The organism is Yinghuangia seranimata (assembly GCF_029953285.1).
In the GTDB taxonomy this organism is placed as follows: Bacteria; Actinomycetota; Actinomycetes; order Streptomycetales; family Streptomycetaceae; genus Yinghuangia; species Yinghuangia seranimata.
Map to the genome: position 1 here is coordinate 75,362 of NZ_JASAOI010000038.1, position 12,668 is coordinate 88,029.

13 protein-coding genes are annotated in these 12,668 nt (G+C 73.6%); 1 reads left to right on the forward strand and 12 read right to left on the reverse strand.

The annotated features are described in order from the left end of the window. The first annotated feature begins 23 nt into the window (after nt 1–23). Nucleotides 24–797 carry a hypothetical protein gene (locus QI554_RS24240; protein ID WP_281472325.1) on the forward strand — a complete coding sequence of 258 codons (774 nt, stop codon included), beginning with the start codon at nt 24–26 and terminating at the stop codon, nt 795–797. On the opposite strand, the gene QI554_RS24245 is transcribed toward QI554_RS24240, so the two are convergent. The 12 genes from QI554_RS24245 to lepB (QI554_RS24300) form a co-directional block, all read right to left on the reverse strand. Continuing rightward, a complete protein-coding gene (locus QI554_RS24245; protein ID WP_281472326.1) occupies nt 788–1,231 on the reverse strand; it encodes a GNAT family N-acetyltransferase in 444 nt (147 codons plus the stop codon). The genes QI554_RS24240 and QI554_RS24245 overlap by 10 nt on opposite strands. A 68-nt stretch (nt 1,232–1,299) precedes the next feature. Beyond that, complete coding sequence (locus QI554_RS24250) at nt 1,300–2,577, reverse strand: deoxyguanosinetriphosphate triphosphohydrolase (protein ID WP_281472327.1); 1,278 nt, start codon at nt 2,575–2,577, stop codon at nt 1,300–1,302. A gap of 61 nt (nt 2,578–2,638) precedes the next feature. Continuing rightward, a complete protein-coding gene (locus QI554_RS24255; protein WP_281472328.1) occupies nt 2,639–3,451 on the reverse strand; it encodes a YdcF family protein in 813 nt (270 codons plus the stop codon). A gap of 100 nt (nt 3,452–3,551) precedes the next feature. After that, complete coding sequence (whiG, locus tag QI554_RS24260; protein ID WP_281472329.1) at nt 3,552–4,394, reverse strand: RNA polymerase sigma factor WhiG; 843 nt, start codon at nt 4,392–4,394, stop codon at nt 3,552–3,554. After that, nucleotides 4,369–5,385, reverse strand: a complete 1,017-nt coding sequence (locus tag QI554_RS24265; protein ID WP_281472330.1) for a tyrosine recombinase XerC — start codon at nt 5,383–5,385, stop codon at nt 4,369–4,371. Before QI554_RS24265 ends, whiG begins: the two co-directional genes overlap by 26 nt. Nucleotides 5,386–5,431: 46 nt before the next feature. After that, nucleotides 5,432–6,655, reverse strand: coding sequence for a DNA-processing protein DprA (gene dprA, locus QI554_RS24270; RefSeq protein WP_281472331.1), 1,224 nt, complete (start codon nt 6,653–6,655; stop codon nt 5,432–5,434). 309 nt (nt 6,656–6,964) lie between these two features. Beyond that, nucleotides 6,965–8,671 (reverse strand): YifB family Mg chelatase-like AAA ATPase, encoded by a 1,707-nt coding sequence (locus QI554_RS24275; RefSeq protein ID WP_281472332.1) that lies wholly within the window; start codon nt 8,669–8,671, stop codon nt 6,965–6,967. Nucleotide 8,672: 1 nt separating this feature from the next. Further along, a complete protein-coding gene (locus tag QI554_RS24280; RefSeq protein ID WP_281472333.1) occupies nt 8,673–9,098 on the reverse strand; it encodes a YraN family protein in 426 nt (141 codons plus the stop codon). 225 nt (nt 9,099–9,323) lie between these two features. After that, a complete protein-coding gene (locus tag QI554_RS24285; protein ID WP_281472506.1) occupies nt 9,324–9,650 on the reverse strand; it encodes a DUF2469 domain-containing protein in 327 nt (108 codons plus the stop codon). Nucleotides 9,651–9,739: 89 nt separating this feature from the next. After that, a complete protein-coding gene (locus QI554_RS24290) occupies nt 9,740–10,345 on the reverse strand; it encodes an NUDIX hydrolase (protein ID WP_281472334.1) in 606 nt (201 codons plus the stop codon). A 94-nt stretch (nt 10,346–10,439) separates the two neighbouring features. After that, nucleotides 10,440–11,519: a signal peptidase I gene (gene lepB / locus QI554_RS24295; protein ID WP_281472335.1), complete on the reverse strand. Its 1,080-nt coding sequence runs from the start codon at nt 11,517–11,519 to the stop codon at nt 10,440–10,442. 110 nt (nt 11,520–11,629) lie between these two features. After that, the gene (gene lepB / locus QI554_RS24300) at nt 11,630–12,643 is read right to left on the reverse strand and encodes a signal peptidase I (RefSeq protein WP_281472336.1); all 1,014 of its coding nucleotides are present in this window, start codon (nt 12,641–12,643) and stop codon (nt 11,630–11,632) included. Nucleotides 12,644–12,668: the final 25 nt, after the last annotated feature.

A 12,668-nucleotide genomic window follows, 5' to 3' on the forward strand; every position in this document is an offset into this window, starting at 1 on the left:
GGCGGAGTCATCGTGGAGCCGATATGGCCTACTCCCCCTCGCCCGAGCTGACGGCGGCCGTTGCCGAGGTCGAGCGCGTCTTCGCCGGTGCGCCTGTGGACGTCCGGCGCCCCGGCGGGTTCCCGTTCCGGTTCGACGAGGCCGATCTGGAGCTGCTGAGCACGCCCGACGCCGCGCTGCCGAGCAACCTCGCCGAGTCGGCGGCGGCCTCGTGGTGGTACTGGGACGACCGGTTGCCAGACGTCATCCGGCGCGTCCTGCCCGACGTCGCGCGGATGCTCCCGCACGACAAGCTCTTCTACCCGGCCCGGATGTTCCGCGGCGTCGCCCACGCCGTTTGGCAGCAGTGGCCCGAGGACGAGGCCGCGGCGGTGCTCCGACTCCTCGACGCGTGGTGGGCAGACACTTTGCGCAGGCCGTTCCGGGACGTCGAGGTGGCGGATGTGCTGGACGCCTGCGCGGTCGCCACCGGCTCGTTCGGCCGGTGGCTCGACGCCTGGGACCGGGAGCGGACCTGGGCGGCGGACCTGCACCTCGCGAGCGTCGCCCTGTGCTGGACTCACGAGTCGACGATCGACCTCGACGCCTGCTGGGCGGACGGCCGGGAGGAGCTCGACCGGTGGCTCGCGGGGGCGGCGCGGGAGCGGATGGCGGGCGTCGGGGCTCATCCGCAGTTGGTGTGGCGGCTCGGGCTGTACGCACTGCCGGAGGCCGAGCGGGGCAGCGACGCGGTGTCCGCGCTGTACTCGGAGCTGCCGTACCTCGACGAGTGGGGTGGGAGGTGGGGTCAGGCCTGAGTCTGGACGTCCACCGTGAACACGTAGTGCGGGATCTTCGTGTCGGCGGTCAGGAACTCGTCGCCGCGGGCCGTGAAGCCGAGGCGCTCGTAGAAGTTGCGGGCCGAGGTGCGGCCGTTGCACCAGGCCAGGGTGCCGCCCTCCTTGGCGCACTCGGCGAGGGCCGCCGTCAGGAGGTCCGCGCCGAGGCCCTTGCCACGGAGGGCTTCGACGGTGCCCATGCCGCGGAAGCGGTACGCGGGGCGGCCGTCGTAGTCCTCCGGGAAGAACGTCACGCAGCTGACGACCGTGTCGGTGTCGTCGTACATCGCCATGTGGAAGCAGCCCGGGACGGCGTCCGTCGGGTACTCGGCGGCCTCGCGCGGCCAGCCCGGGCGCAGGACGTCCCAACGCAGCTGGAAGATCTCGGACAGGTCGACACGTTCGATGCGCAAGGCGGTCTCCGGCGGAGGTACTGGACGGTGTGCCGTGATCATCTTTTCAGCACGGTGTCCCGGGCCGGTCACCGGTCGAGGGCGCGGTGCAGGATCACGGCGGCGTCGTCGGTGAGCGACGCGACCTGGTCCACGACGACGCGGAGGCGGGCGGCGTCGGTGTCGGCGGCGAGGTAGTCGGGGCGCAGCGCGGGGTCGAGGGCGTCGGGGGCGCCGGCGGCCAGCATGGCCACGAGGTCGGTGACGATCGCGCGCTGCCGGGTCCGGAGGTCCTCGAGGTCGGCGCGGCCCATGACGTAGTGCGCGGTGAGGGCCTTGAGGACGGCGCATTCGAGGCGTGCGGCGCGGGGCACCAGGAGGTCGGCGGCGTAGCGGACGCCCGGGGTCGGGCCGAAGAAGGCGGCGGTCTCCCGTTCGGCGGCCAGGCACAGGCGGCCGATGAGCCCGCTGGTGGTGTTCTTGAGGCGGGCCTGGGCGCGGCGTGACGCGTCGAAGCCCTTGGGCCAGAACTCGGTGGCGAGGAGGCGGTCGAGGGCCTCGCCGAGTTCGCCCTCGGGGGCGAGGGCGTAGCGGTCGGCGGCGAGGGCCAGGACGGCGGCCCGTTCGCCGGGGGCGCCGAGCCGGTCGAGGTCGATACGGCCCGAGTACACGGCGTCCTCGAAGTCGTGGACGCTGTAGGCGACGTCGTCGGACCAGTCCATGACCTGGGCTTCGAGGCTGCGGCGGCCTTCGGGGGCGTCGCGGCGCACCCACGCGAAAACCTCCAGGTCCTCCTCGTACACGCCGTAGGTGCGCACGCCTTCGTGGCGCGGCCACGGGTACTTCAGCACCGCGTCGAGGCCTGCGCGGGTGAGGTTGAGGCCGACGCTGCGGCCGGCCAGGGGGCCGGTCTCGGCGAACGTCTTGGGCTCGAGGCGGGACAGCAGGCGCAGGCTCTGCGCGTTGCCCTCGAAGCCGCCGCACGGCTGCGCGGCCCGGTCGAGGGCGAGTTCGCCGTTGTGGCCGAACGGCGGGTGGCCGAGGTCGTGCGCGAGGCAGGCGGCCTCGACCAGGTCGGGGTCGCAGCCGAGCGCCTGGCCGAGCTCGCGGCCGATCTGGCCGCACTCGAGCGAGTGGGTGAGCCGGGTGCGCGGCACCTGGCGGCCGTCGGGCGGGCTCTCGCCGGGCTCGACGACCTGGGTCTTCCCGGCGAGCCGGCGCAGCGCGGCGGAGTGCAGGACGCGCGCGCGGTCGCGTTCGAAGGCGGTGCGCCCGACCCGTTTCCCGGTCTCGGGCACCCAGCGCTCACGGTCGGCATCGTCGTACGCCGCCTGGGCGTGGGCGGGCATCCTTATCCGGTCGGCCATGCCTCCACAGTAGGGAGCGGGGCGGACATCCCGGGGCAGACCACGCCGTAGGCGGGCGCGGTCAGACGACGCCGTAGCCGAAGCCGGAGCTGCGGCGGAAGATCCACCAGTGCAGGTACGCGGCGGTCTCGCGGGCGACGTACTTGGCCTGGGTGCTGCGGGAGGCCACCGCGGGGCCCTCGCGGACCGGGGAGGTCGAGGCGTTCAGGCCGGCGGCGCGGGCGATGGAGCGGGAACGCAGGGCGTGCCACGGGTCGGTGACGATGACGGTGCTGTGCCAGTGGTTGCGACGCATGACGGCGGCGACGGCGCGGACGCTCTGCAGCGTGTCGCGGCCTTCCGGGACGGAGAGCACGTTGGCGTCGGCGACCTCGCGGCCGACCAGCCAGCGTTTGCCGGTGCCGGCCTCGGTGAACCGGTCGCCGGGCTGGTTGCCGCCGACGGTGATGATGCGCGGCGCGACGCCGTCGAGGTAGAGGTCGAGGGCGTGTTCGAGGCGGGCGAGCAGTACGGGCGACGGGCGGCCGTCGTACTGGCTCGCGCCGAGGACGAGGATCGCGTCCACGGTGGGTCGCGCGTCGTGCCGGGCGACCCACCACACGCGGCCGGCCGTGGTGAGGACGACGCCGAGTGCGGCGCACAGCGTCCAGAACGCGATCCGGCGGGCGCGGCGCAGCAGCACGCGGCCGCGCGACCGGGGCTTCGGCGGGGCGGTGTTCGGGCGCTGCGCCGGGTCGCCGCCACGGGGCGAGCGGCGGGCGGCGACCGGGTCGGCGGGGGTGCCCGACCTGCCGCGCCGGTGCCAGCGGGTGGCGCGCCGTGCCCGCGCCGCGGCGTGCCGGGGGCCGGGGAGGCGGTGGTCGGTGCGCTGCATCGTCGAACACCCTATGCCCTCAAAGTGACCGAATCACAACGCTGTGTGATGATCTACCCGGCGATGTGACTCTGGGTAGGCACTCTCCCCGGCCGCGGACTCACCGTATGTCGGCGAGTTTTCCGCGGAGTTGCAGCACGGCCTTGGTGTGGATCTGGCAGGTGCGGCTCTCGGTGACGCCGAGCACGTGCCCGATCTCGGAGAGCGTGAGGCCCTCGAAGTAGTACAGCGTGACGACCGTTTTCTCGCGCTCGGGGAGCGCGTTGACGGCGCGCGCGAGCAAGTGCCGCATCTCGCGGGCCTCGGCGACCTCGACGGGGTCGTCGGCGGTGGTGTCCTCCAGCGTGTCGACGAGGCTGAGCCGGTCGCCCGTCTCCGATCCGGCGTGCAGCAGTTCGTCGAGGGCCATGACGTTGACGAGGGACAACTGGCTGAAGATCGCGTGCAGATCGTCCAGCGCGATGCCCATCTCGGCGGCGACCTCGGTGTCGGTGGGGGTGCGGGTGAGCCGGCCCTCGAGCGTCGCGTACGCCTGTTCGACGTTGCGCGCCTTCTGCCGCACCGAGCGCGGGATCCAGTCCAGCGCCCGCAGTTCGTCGATGATCGCGCCGCGGATGCGGCTGATCGCGTACGTCTCGAACTTGATGGCCCGGTCGAGGTCGAACTTCTCGATCGCGTCGATGAGCCCGAAGATCCCGTACGACACGAAGTCGGCCTGGTCGACGTTCGCGGGCAGGCCGACGCCGACGCGGCCCGCGACGTACTTCACCAGCGGTGAGTAGTGCAGGATGAGGCGCTCCCGCAGCCGAGGGTCCCCGGACAGCTTGAACTCGCGCCAGAGGGCGTCCAGCGCGCGGTTCGGGTCACCACCGCGCGCTCCGGCCGCTGCGGGCTCGGACACGGTCGTGGTGGTGCCGTCACGCCCTGGGATGTGCTTGGGCATACGTGGCCTTGAGTCGTTCCACCGAAACGTGCGTATAGATCTGCGTGGTCGCGAGCGTAGCGTGACCGAGCAGTTCCTGAACGCTACGAAGGTCCGCGCCTCCTTCGATCAGGTGGGTCGCGGCGGTGTGCCGCAACCCGTGCGGGCCGAGATCGGGCGCGCCCGGGACCTCGGCGAGGCGCGCGTGGACGAGTGCGCGCACCGCCCGTTGGTCGAGCCTGCGCCCGCGCACGCCGAGCCACAGCGCGGCACCGCTGCGCTCCCCGCGCAGAGCCGGACGGCCCTTGTCCAGCCAGGCCTCGACGGCCCGCACCGCGGGCAGGCCGAGCGGGACCGTGCGCTCCTTTCCGCCTTTGCCGAGGACGCGTATCACGCGTCGTTCCAGGTCGAGGTCGTCGATGTCGAGGCCGACCAGTTCGCCGACCCGCACGCCCGTGGCGTACAGGACTTCGAGCAGCGCGCGATCGCGCAGCCCGACGGGCGTGTCGGAATCGGGGGCGGGCGTGGGTTCTTCGGCGGCGGTCCCGGCCGGTGCGTCACCCGTGGGGGTGGCCGGACGGTCGGGCGTGTCGCCGGACGGTCCTTCGACCAGGGCCCGCGCCTGGTCCTGGCGCAGCACCGCGGGCAGCGTGCGGTGTGCCTTCGGGGTGGCCAGCAGCGCACCCGCGTCGGCCTCGACGACGCCGTTCGCGACCAGCCAGCGGGTGAACGCCCGTGCGGCGGCGGCCCGCCGCGCCACCGTCGTCCGCGCGCTGCCGGTGCTGGTCAGCCGGGCGAGCCAACTGCGAAGGACGCCAAGGTCGATGCCGCGCGGCGAGGTCACGCCCATGCGGCGGGCATGCTCCAGCAGCGCCGCGACGTCCCCCGCGTACGCCCGCACGGAATGCGCGGACAACCCCCTTTCGGCACGAAGATGCCGGGTGAAGCGCTCAGCGGCGTCGGCCAGTTCGGCGGGCAGTGCGGCGGTGCCAGGACGGTCAGGGAGCGTCATCCCCTAACGGTGATCAGTCGGCCGCGCCCGGTCAAGCACCGCCACGTCACGTGGGCGCGGCCCGTGCACGCACCTGCGCGGGGCCCGCACGCCCGAGCGCGCCGGAGGCCCGGACGGCCTCGCCGTCCTCCGGCGGGAGCGGCGGGGCGGACGCGCGGCGCCAGGACCGTGCGGCACCCGCATCGGACTCCGGTTCGACGAGGCCCAGTTCGCGGAGCGCCGCGAGATGCGCCGCCACCGGGCCCGGACCGACGCCTGCGGCCCGCGCGATGTGCGGCTCGCTGGCGGACCGCCCCGGCGGCACCGCCTCCAGCACCCGCATCGCCTCGGCGTCGAGCCGGTCCCACAACCGCGCCGGGCCGACGGGCGGCGGCGCGAGGTCGACACCGATGCGGCCCACGCACTCGACCACCTCCGCGGCGCCGGTGACCAGCACCGTCTCCTCGTCGCGCAGCAGTTGGTGCACGCCGGCCGACTGCGGCGCGGTCACCGGGCCCGGAACACCTATCACCACCCGGCCCAGGCGCTGGGCGCGCCGCGCGGTGACCAGGGCGCCGCTGCGGACGGCCGCCTCCACCACGACCGTGCCGCGGGTCAACGCGGCGATGACGCGGTTGCGTTCGACGAACCGCACCCGGCTCGGCGGACACCCCGGCGGTAGTTCGCTGACCACCGTGCCGACCTCCGCGATCCGGGCCAGCAACCGGTCATGGCCGCGCGGATAGGCGACGTCGATCCCGCAGGCGAGCACCGCGACGGTCGGACCGCCGCCGGCCAACGCCCCGCGGTGCGCGGCCCCGTCAATGCCGTACGCCCCGCCGGACACCACCGTCCAGCGCGCCTCCGCGAGCCCGACCGCCAGCTCCCCGGTGACGTAGTCGCCGTAGTCGGTACTGGCGCGCGACCCGACGACCGCGACGGACTCCAACGCCGCCAACCGCGCGGGCCGCGGCCCGCGCTCCCACAGCCCGATCGGCCGCGCGTCCCCCAAATCGTCGAGCTGCGTGGGCCAGTGCCGGTCGCCGGGAACGACGAACCGCCCACCGAGCCGAGCAACGGTCGCCAGATCATCCGCCGCCGCGGGCCCACCCAACCGCACCCGGTACCCAGCGGGATCCCGCCGCCGGAACTCCGTCGGCAACGGCCCGTCTGACTGCAACACCCGCAACACCTCCTGCGGCCCATGCACCCGCACGGCAGCCCCGAGCGCCGTGTCGCCGGGCTCCCCCAACCGCACGAGCGCAGCCCGCGCGACGTGTTCGTCATCCATGACGGCTCCTCCAACAAAGGTCGAGAACAATCCCGCCGAGCCCCCCAACGGTGAACTGGCGGGCGAGCGGGGCGGACCGACAGCCAAACGGCCCGACGAGCGGACGGGCCGACGGGCGAGCGGACGGACAGCCGGATAGAGGCACGAGCAAGCGGCCTAGCCCGCACATCGGTCCGGCGAACGATCAGTCCTGCAAACGGACGACGCGTGCCGCGCGAGCCGATGCCGCGACCGCCGCACGGCGGCGCACCCGTTCCTCGTCGCACGCGGATGGGGGCGGGTGCACGGCACGGGTCTCGCGGTGCGGCCTCATGGCAGTTCCTCGTCGTCGTACTCGTAGCGGTCGCGGCGTTCTCGGTCGGTGTCGAGGGTGGCCAGTTGGGCCAGGGCGGTTTCGGTGGCGTCCGGGACGTGCTTGCGGGAGAGGCCGATGGTGGTGTCGGCGCCTCGGCGGACGCCGGTGCGGAATTCGAGGGCGGCGTCGACGTCGGCGAGGGCTGGGCGGTCGTGGCCGCGGAGGTCGGCGATGGTCCAGGCGACGCGGAGGACGCGGTCGAGGCCTCGGGCGGTGAGGATGCCGCGTTCGAGGTCGCGGGCGGCCGAGGCGAGGGCGTCCGGGTCGGTGGACCAGCGGGTGCGGAGTTCGCGGCCGGGGACTTCGGCGTTCATCGTCCACGGGGTGTCGGCGTAGCGGGCGTGGGCGCGGGCGCGGGCCTCGTGGACGCGGGCGGCGACCACATCGGTGGACTCGCCGGTGCCGGCGGGTTCCAGGAGTTCGGCGCGGGAGACCGGGTCGACGGTGACGCGGACGTCGATCCGGTCCAGGAGCGGGCCGGAGAGCCGGGCCAGGTACTTCGCGCGCATGACGGGTGAGCACGTGCAGTCCATGCCCTTGCCGGCGAACCGCCCGCACGGGCACGGGTTGGCCGCCAGCACGAGGAGGAACCGCGCCGGGAAGCGCAGCGTGCCCGCGCTGCGGGCGACGGTCACCGTGCCGCCCTCCAGCGGCTGCCGCAGCGCGTCCAGCGCGCGGGTGCTGAACTCCGGAGCCTCGTCCAGAAAGAGCACGCCGTGGTGGGCCAGGGAGACGGCTCCCGGGCGGGGCAGGCCGTTGCCGCCGCCGACGAGGCTCGGCATGGTCGCGGAGTGGTGGGGCGCGCAGAACGGGGGTGCGGTGACCAGCGGCTGGTCGGGCGGCAGGGTGCCGGCCACCGAGTGGACGGCGCTGACCTCCAGGGCGGCTGCGGGCTCCAGGGGTGGGAGGAGGCCCGGGAGGCGCTCGGCGAGCATGGTCTTGCCTGCGCCGGGTGGGCCGAGGAGGTACAAGTGGTGGCCGCCGGCCGCGCACACCTCGAGGGCGCGCCGGGCGCGGGCCTGGCCGGCGATCTCGGCGAGGTCGGGCCCAGCTGCGCCGGGGACGCCGGGGCCGCTGACCAGCATCGGCCCGACGGTCTCGGGGTCGGGGCCGTAGGCCTCGTCGCCGCCCGGCTCGTCGGGCTCCGGGAGGCCGCGGAGCACGGCGAACAGGTGCCGCAGCGAGCGGACGCCCAGCACCGTGATGTCCGGCACCAGGCGGGCCTCGACGGCGACCGACTCCGGCACCACGACCCGGCGGCAGCCCGCCGCGGCGGCGGCCATCACGGACGGCAGGATGCCCCGCACGGGGCGCACCCGGCCGTCGAGCCCGACCTCGCCGACCATGATCAGTTCGGCCAGGCGCTCGGGGTCGAGCGCGCCGTTGGCCGCGACGACCGCGCACGCGACGGCGAGGTCGAAGCCGCTGCCGCTCTTGGGCACGGTGGCCGGCGACAGCCCGACGGTGATGCGCCGGGGCGGCCACTCCTCGCCGCTGTTGACCAGGGCGGCGCGGACCCGGTCGCGCGACTCGCTGACCGACCTGTCCGGCAGGCCGACCAGGTTGAACACCGCCAGGCCGGGCTCGATGTCGGCCTGGACCTCGATCACCACGCCGTCGACGCCGAGCAGGGTGACCGAGCGGGTGCGGGCGAACGCCATGTCAGCACGCCCCCTTCACGTGCTCGACCCGGGCAGCCCCGCGCGGGGCCCGCACCACCGCGATCAGGTCGACGCGCACCTCGCAGCCCGGCCGCACGAGGGCCGGGTGGGCGGCGATCCAGCGCTGGGCGAGGGCACGCAGCCGGGCGGCCTTCTCCACCCCGATCGCGGCGCACGGGTGCTCGAAGCCCGGCGCCGAGCGGGTCTTGACCTCGCATACGGCCAGCACCGTGCCGTCGAGCGCCACGAGGTCGAGCTCACCGGCGGCGCACCGCCAGTTGCGGTCGAGGACCACCATCCCGGCCTCGACCAGCCTGCGCTCGGCGACCCGCTCGCCGTAGCGCCCCAGGGCGGCGTTCCGCGCCGCGGAGCCGCGTGTGGGGGTTCCGGCCCCATTCCGTCCGTCGCCGTCCCCGTTCCCGGACATTCGACCACCTCCGCCCCCGACAATGCGGGGCGGAGGCGCCGGGGCGCAGATTCAAGATCAACAACCTGTGGACGGCCACAACCTGTGGACGGCGGTTCACCCGCTCGGCGCAGCCGCCACCGCCCCCGCCGCGGCGCACACGCCGGAAACGGCCGACCGCGGCGTCCGCATCAGCGGGCGCCGCGGTCGGATACAGCCGTTCGCGCTGGTTCGCGCTCGTTCTCGCTACGTCCCGAAGCCGTCGTTACCGGACGGCATCTCCAGGTCGCTCTTGGTCAGCTCCTCCACGTTGACGTCCTTGAACGTCAATACGCGGACATTCTTGACAAACCGGGCGGGACGATACATGTCCCAGACCCACGCGTCCGCCATGGCGAGCTCGAAGAACACCTCGCCGTCGGCCGAGCGCACATGCAGCTCGTACTGGTTCGTGAGATAGAAGCGCCGCTCCGTCTCGATGACGTACTTGAAGAGGCCGACGACATCGCGGTACTCGCGGTAGAGCTGAAGCTCCATCTCGGTCTCGTACTTTTCGAGATCCTCCGCACTCATGCGCGCCCCTCGCTCCTGCGCTTCGCTGTCGTTTCCCATTGTGTACCGGCGTGCTCCCCCGCACGGCACCACCGGCCGAGCCCGACGACTCAGTTCCACCACTCGAACGGCTCGTCCACCAGTTCGCCCGCCAGAAACACGGGCAGCAGCTCCGGCAGCCGGCCCGGATAGAAGTTCATCGAGCTCGCGACGATCTCCTCCAGGGTCCACCACCGAGCCCCGTCGTACTCGTCGACCTCCTCCTGCGTCCACCCGCTCGTGTTGAGGGCGGGCGCCTCGGCGTCGATCCGCGCCGCGACCACGTACTCGTGCTGCACCCGCCGGTACTCCCCGCGGGTCCACGTCGAGCTGCGCCGCCACAAGGGCGGCCCGACGTCGGCCGGGTCCAGGGTCAGCCCGGTCTCCTCGGCGATCTCGCGGACCGCCGCGTCGACATACGTCTCGCCCGGGTCGAGCCCGCCGCCCGGCAGGTCCCACCACTCCGACGGTGTGCTCGAGGACACGTTGTTGTGGAACAGCAGGATCCGGTCCGACGCGTCCCGCAGGACCACCCGTACGGCCTTCCTGACCAGGTCCACGCGCAGGTCGGCCGGATAGTCCGGCACCGGGTGCGGCAGCGGCTCCGGCCACGGGCTCGCGGGCGCCCCGGGGACGGCGGATCCCGCGGACGGCGGGACGGCGGCGTTCGATGTCATCTGCCGATTGTGCCCGCCGCGCGCGACGAAGGCCGGAATTCGCACACCCGTGCGAATTCCGGCCTCCGCGGTCACCTCACCCGACGCCCCCGTGTCACACGGGAGGCGCCCCCGTCGTCGCGTCCCCGCGCCGCGGGTCCAACAGCCGCCTGCGCCACAGCACCAGCGGCACGGCGCCCGCCATACCGAGTGCCATCGGCGCCATCGACAAACCCTTCTGGTCGAACGTGTCCGGCACGCCCAGCCAGTGGATCCGGTCCAGCGGCCAGATCACCGTGAACGCGCGCCCGATCACCTGGTCCTGGTCGACGGTGCCGTCGAACGGCTCGCCGAGCTTCTGGTGCGCACGCGAGTCACGCGAGTTGCTGCGGTTGTCACCCATCACCCACAGGCGCCCCGGCGGCACCTTCACCATGAACGGCTCGTCCGACGGCGCGACGCCGGGCTTGAGGTAGGGCTCGTCCAGCGGCACGTTGTTGACCGTGATCCGACCCTGCTGGTCGCAGCACACCACCGTGTCGCCGCCGACCCCGATCACCCGCTTGATCAGGTCCTTCTCGTCCGCCGACGGCATCAGCCCGACGAACGACAGCGCCTTCTGCATGCCGCGCACGAAGCCGTTGCTCGACTCCTCCGGCGCGCCCTCCAGCCAGCCGCCCGGGTCGTGGAAGACGACGACCTCGCCGCGCTCGGGCTCGGAGCCGAACCACGGCGTCAGCTTGTCGACGAGCACGCGGTCGCCGACCTTGATGGTGTCCTCCATCGACTCCGACGGAATCGAGAACGCCTGGACGAGGAACGTCTTGATGATCAGCGCAAGCACCAGCGCGATGCCGAGGAGGAGCGGCAGCTCCTTCCAGAACGACCCCTTCTTGGCGGGCCGCTGCGTGCGGTCGCCGCCGGAGCCGTCGGCCTCGTCAGCGTCGTCGCCCGCACCGCCCGCGGCGGGGCCTGCGCCCGGAGCCGTGCCGGAGTCCGCGTCAGGAGCGTTCCCGGGGTGCGGTACGGACGGCCCGCCGGCCCCCTCCTGGGGCCCGGCACTTCCGGCGGCCGACGCGCCACCGCCCGACGCGGCCGCGGGGCCCGGCTCGGGCAGCTCCTGCGGCTGCTCGGGCCGACGGCCCTGCTCGTCGTCTCCACCTGCGGACCGTGCTCCGACCACGACTTCCCCCACGGCGCCTCCTCGTACCTGTGACCACGGCATCCGGCACTCCGGCGCGCTGTCATCCGTCCATCGTCATGCGTTGACTGTCGGCACGCACGGTGACTCGCCGCGCGATCGCGTCACGTGCCGGGGCGGCGCGCCTGGAACTCCCGGTCCCGCGGGCGCGAGCGTACACGCCGCCGGACGAGGATCACCGGAACGGCACCCGCCAACCCCATAACGACCGGATCGGGCGGGAGAACCGCAATCGCAGTGCCAGGATTGGTAAATTTCCCGGCACCCTCGAACGTGCTGGGCACCGGCAGGCCCCGCCAGCGGCTGATCGGCCACGCCACGGTGAACGCCCGCCCGACGACGTCGTCCTCCGAGATCGTGCCCTGCCCCGGCCGGTCCTGGTGCGCCCGCGAGTCGGACGAGTCGCCGCGGTGGTCGCCCATCACCCACAGTCGCCCCGGCGGCACCTTGACCGAGAACTGCTGGTTCGACGGCGCGTCACCCGGATAGATGTACGGCTCGTCGAGCGGCACCCCGTTGACGGTGATCCGGCCGGACGCGTCGCAGCACGCCACCGTGTCGCCGCCGACCCCGATGACCCGCTTGATGAGGTCCTGCTCGTCGTCGGACGGCAGCAGCCCCACGAACACCATCGCCTGCTTGAGCTGCTTGACCCCCGGCGGCGGGTCGGTCTTCTGCTTGTGCCCGAGCCACCCGCCCGGGTCGCGGAACACGACGACCTCGCCGCGCTCCGGCTTGGACCCGAACCAGGGCGTGAACTTGTCGACCAGCACGCGGTCGCCGATCCCGATGGTCTCCTGCATCGAACCCGAGGGGATGAAGAACGCCTGGACGAAGAACGTCTTGATGACGAGCGCGAGCACGACCGCCACCACGACCAGCATCGGGATCTCGCGCAGCAGCGACACCGGCTTGTCCTTGCGCCGCCAGCCGCGCTTGGTGCCGGTCCGCCCGCGCGCCGCCGCACGCCCGCCCGACTCCGGGGCCGACGCGTCCGACCCGTCCGCGGCGTCGCCGACGGGCTTGGCGTCCGGGTCGACGGCGCGAAGCTGCGCGGTGGCGTCCATGTCGACGGGATCGGCCGAGCCTGGCCGCGCGGCCGGGTCGACCGGGCCCATGGGTCCGACCGCACCGCCGTCGGCG

What these genes read in the sequence shown, in the direction of transcription:
- QI554_RS24240 (WP_281472325.1), top strand. Translation starts at nt 24, where the DNA reads ATGGCCTACTCCCCCTCGCCCGAGCTGACGGCGGCCGTTGCCGAGGTC.
- QI554_RS24250 (WP_281472327.1), bottom strand. Translation starts at nt 2,577, where the DNA reads ATGGCCGACCGGATAAGGATGCCCGCCCACGCCCAGGCGGCGTACGAC.
- QI554_RS24255 (WP_281472328.1), bottom strand. Translation starts at nt 3,451, where the DNA reads ATGCAGCGCACCGACCACCGCCTCCCCGGCCCCCGGCACGCCGCGGCG.
- whiG (WP_281472329.1), bottom strand. Translation starts at nt 4,394, where the DNA reads ATGCCCAAGCACATCCCAGGGCGTGACGGCACCACCACGACCGTGTCC.
- QI554_RS24265 (WP_281472330.1), bottom strand. Translation starts at nt 5,385, where the DNA reads ATGACGCTCCCTGACCGTCCTGGCACCGCCGCACTGCCCGCCGAACTG.
- dprA (WP_281472331.1), bottom strand. Translation starts at nt 6,655, where the DNA reads ATGGATGACGAACACGTCGCGCGGGCTGCGCTCGTGCGGTTGGGGGAG.
- QI554_RS24275 (WP_281472332.1), bottom strand. Translation starts at nt 8,671, where the DNA reads ATGGCGTTCGCCCGCACCCGCTCGGTCACCCTGCTCGGCGTCGACGGC.
- QI554_RS24280 (WP_281472333.1), bottom strand. Translation starts at nt 9,098, where the DNA reads ATGTCCGGGAACGGGGACGGCGACGGACGGAATGGGGCCGGAACCCCC.
- QI554_RS24285 (WP_281472506.1), bottom strand. Translation starts at nt 9,650, where the DNA reads ATGAGTGCGGAGGATCTCGAAAAGTACGAGACCGAGATGGAGCTTCAG.
- QI554_RS24290 (WP_281472334.1), bottom strand. Translation starts at nt 10,345, where the DNA reads ATGACATCGAACGCCGCCGTCCCGCCGTCCGCGGGATCCGCCGTCCCC.
- lepB (WP_281472336.1), bottom strand. Translation starts at nt 12,643, where the DNA reads ATGGGCCCGGTCGACCCGGCCGCGCGGCCAGGCTCGGCCGATCCCGTC.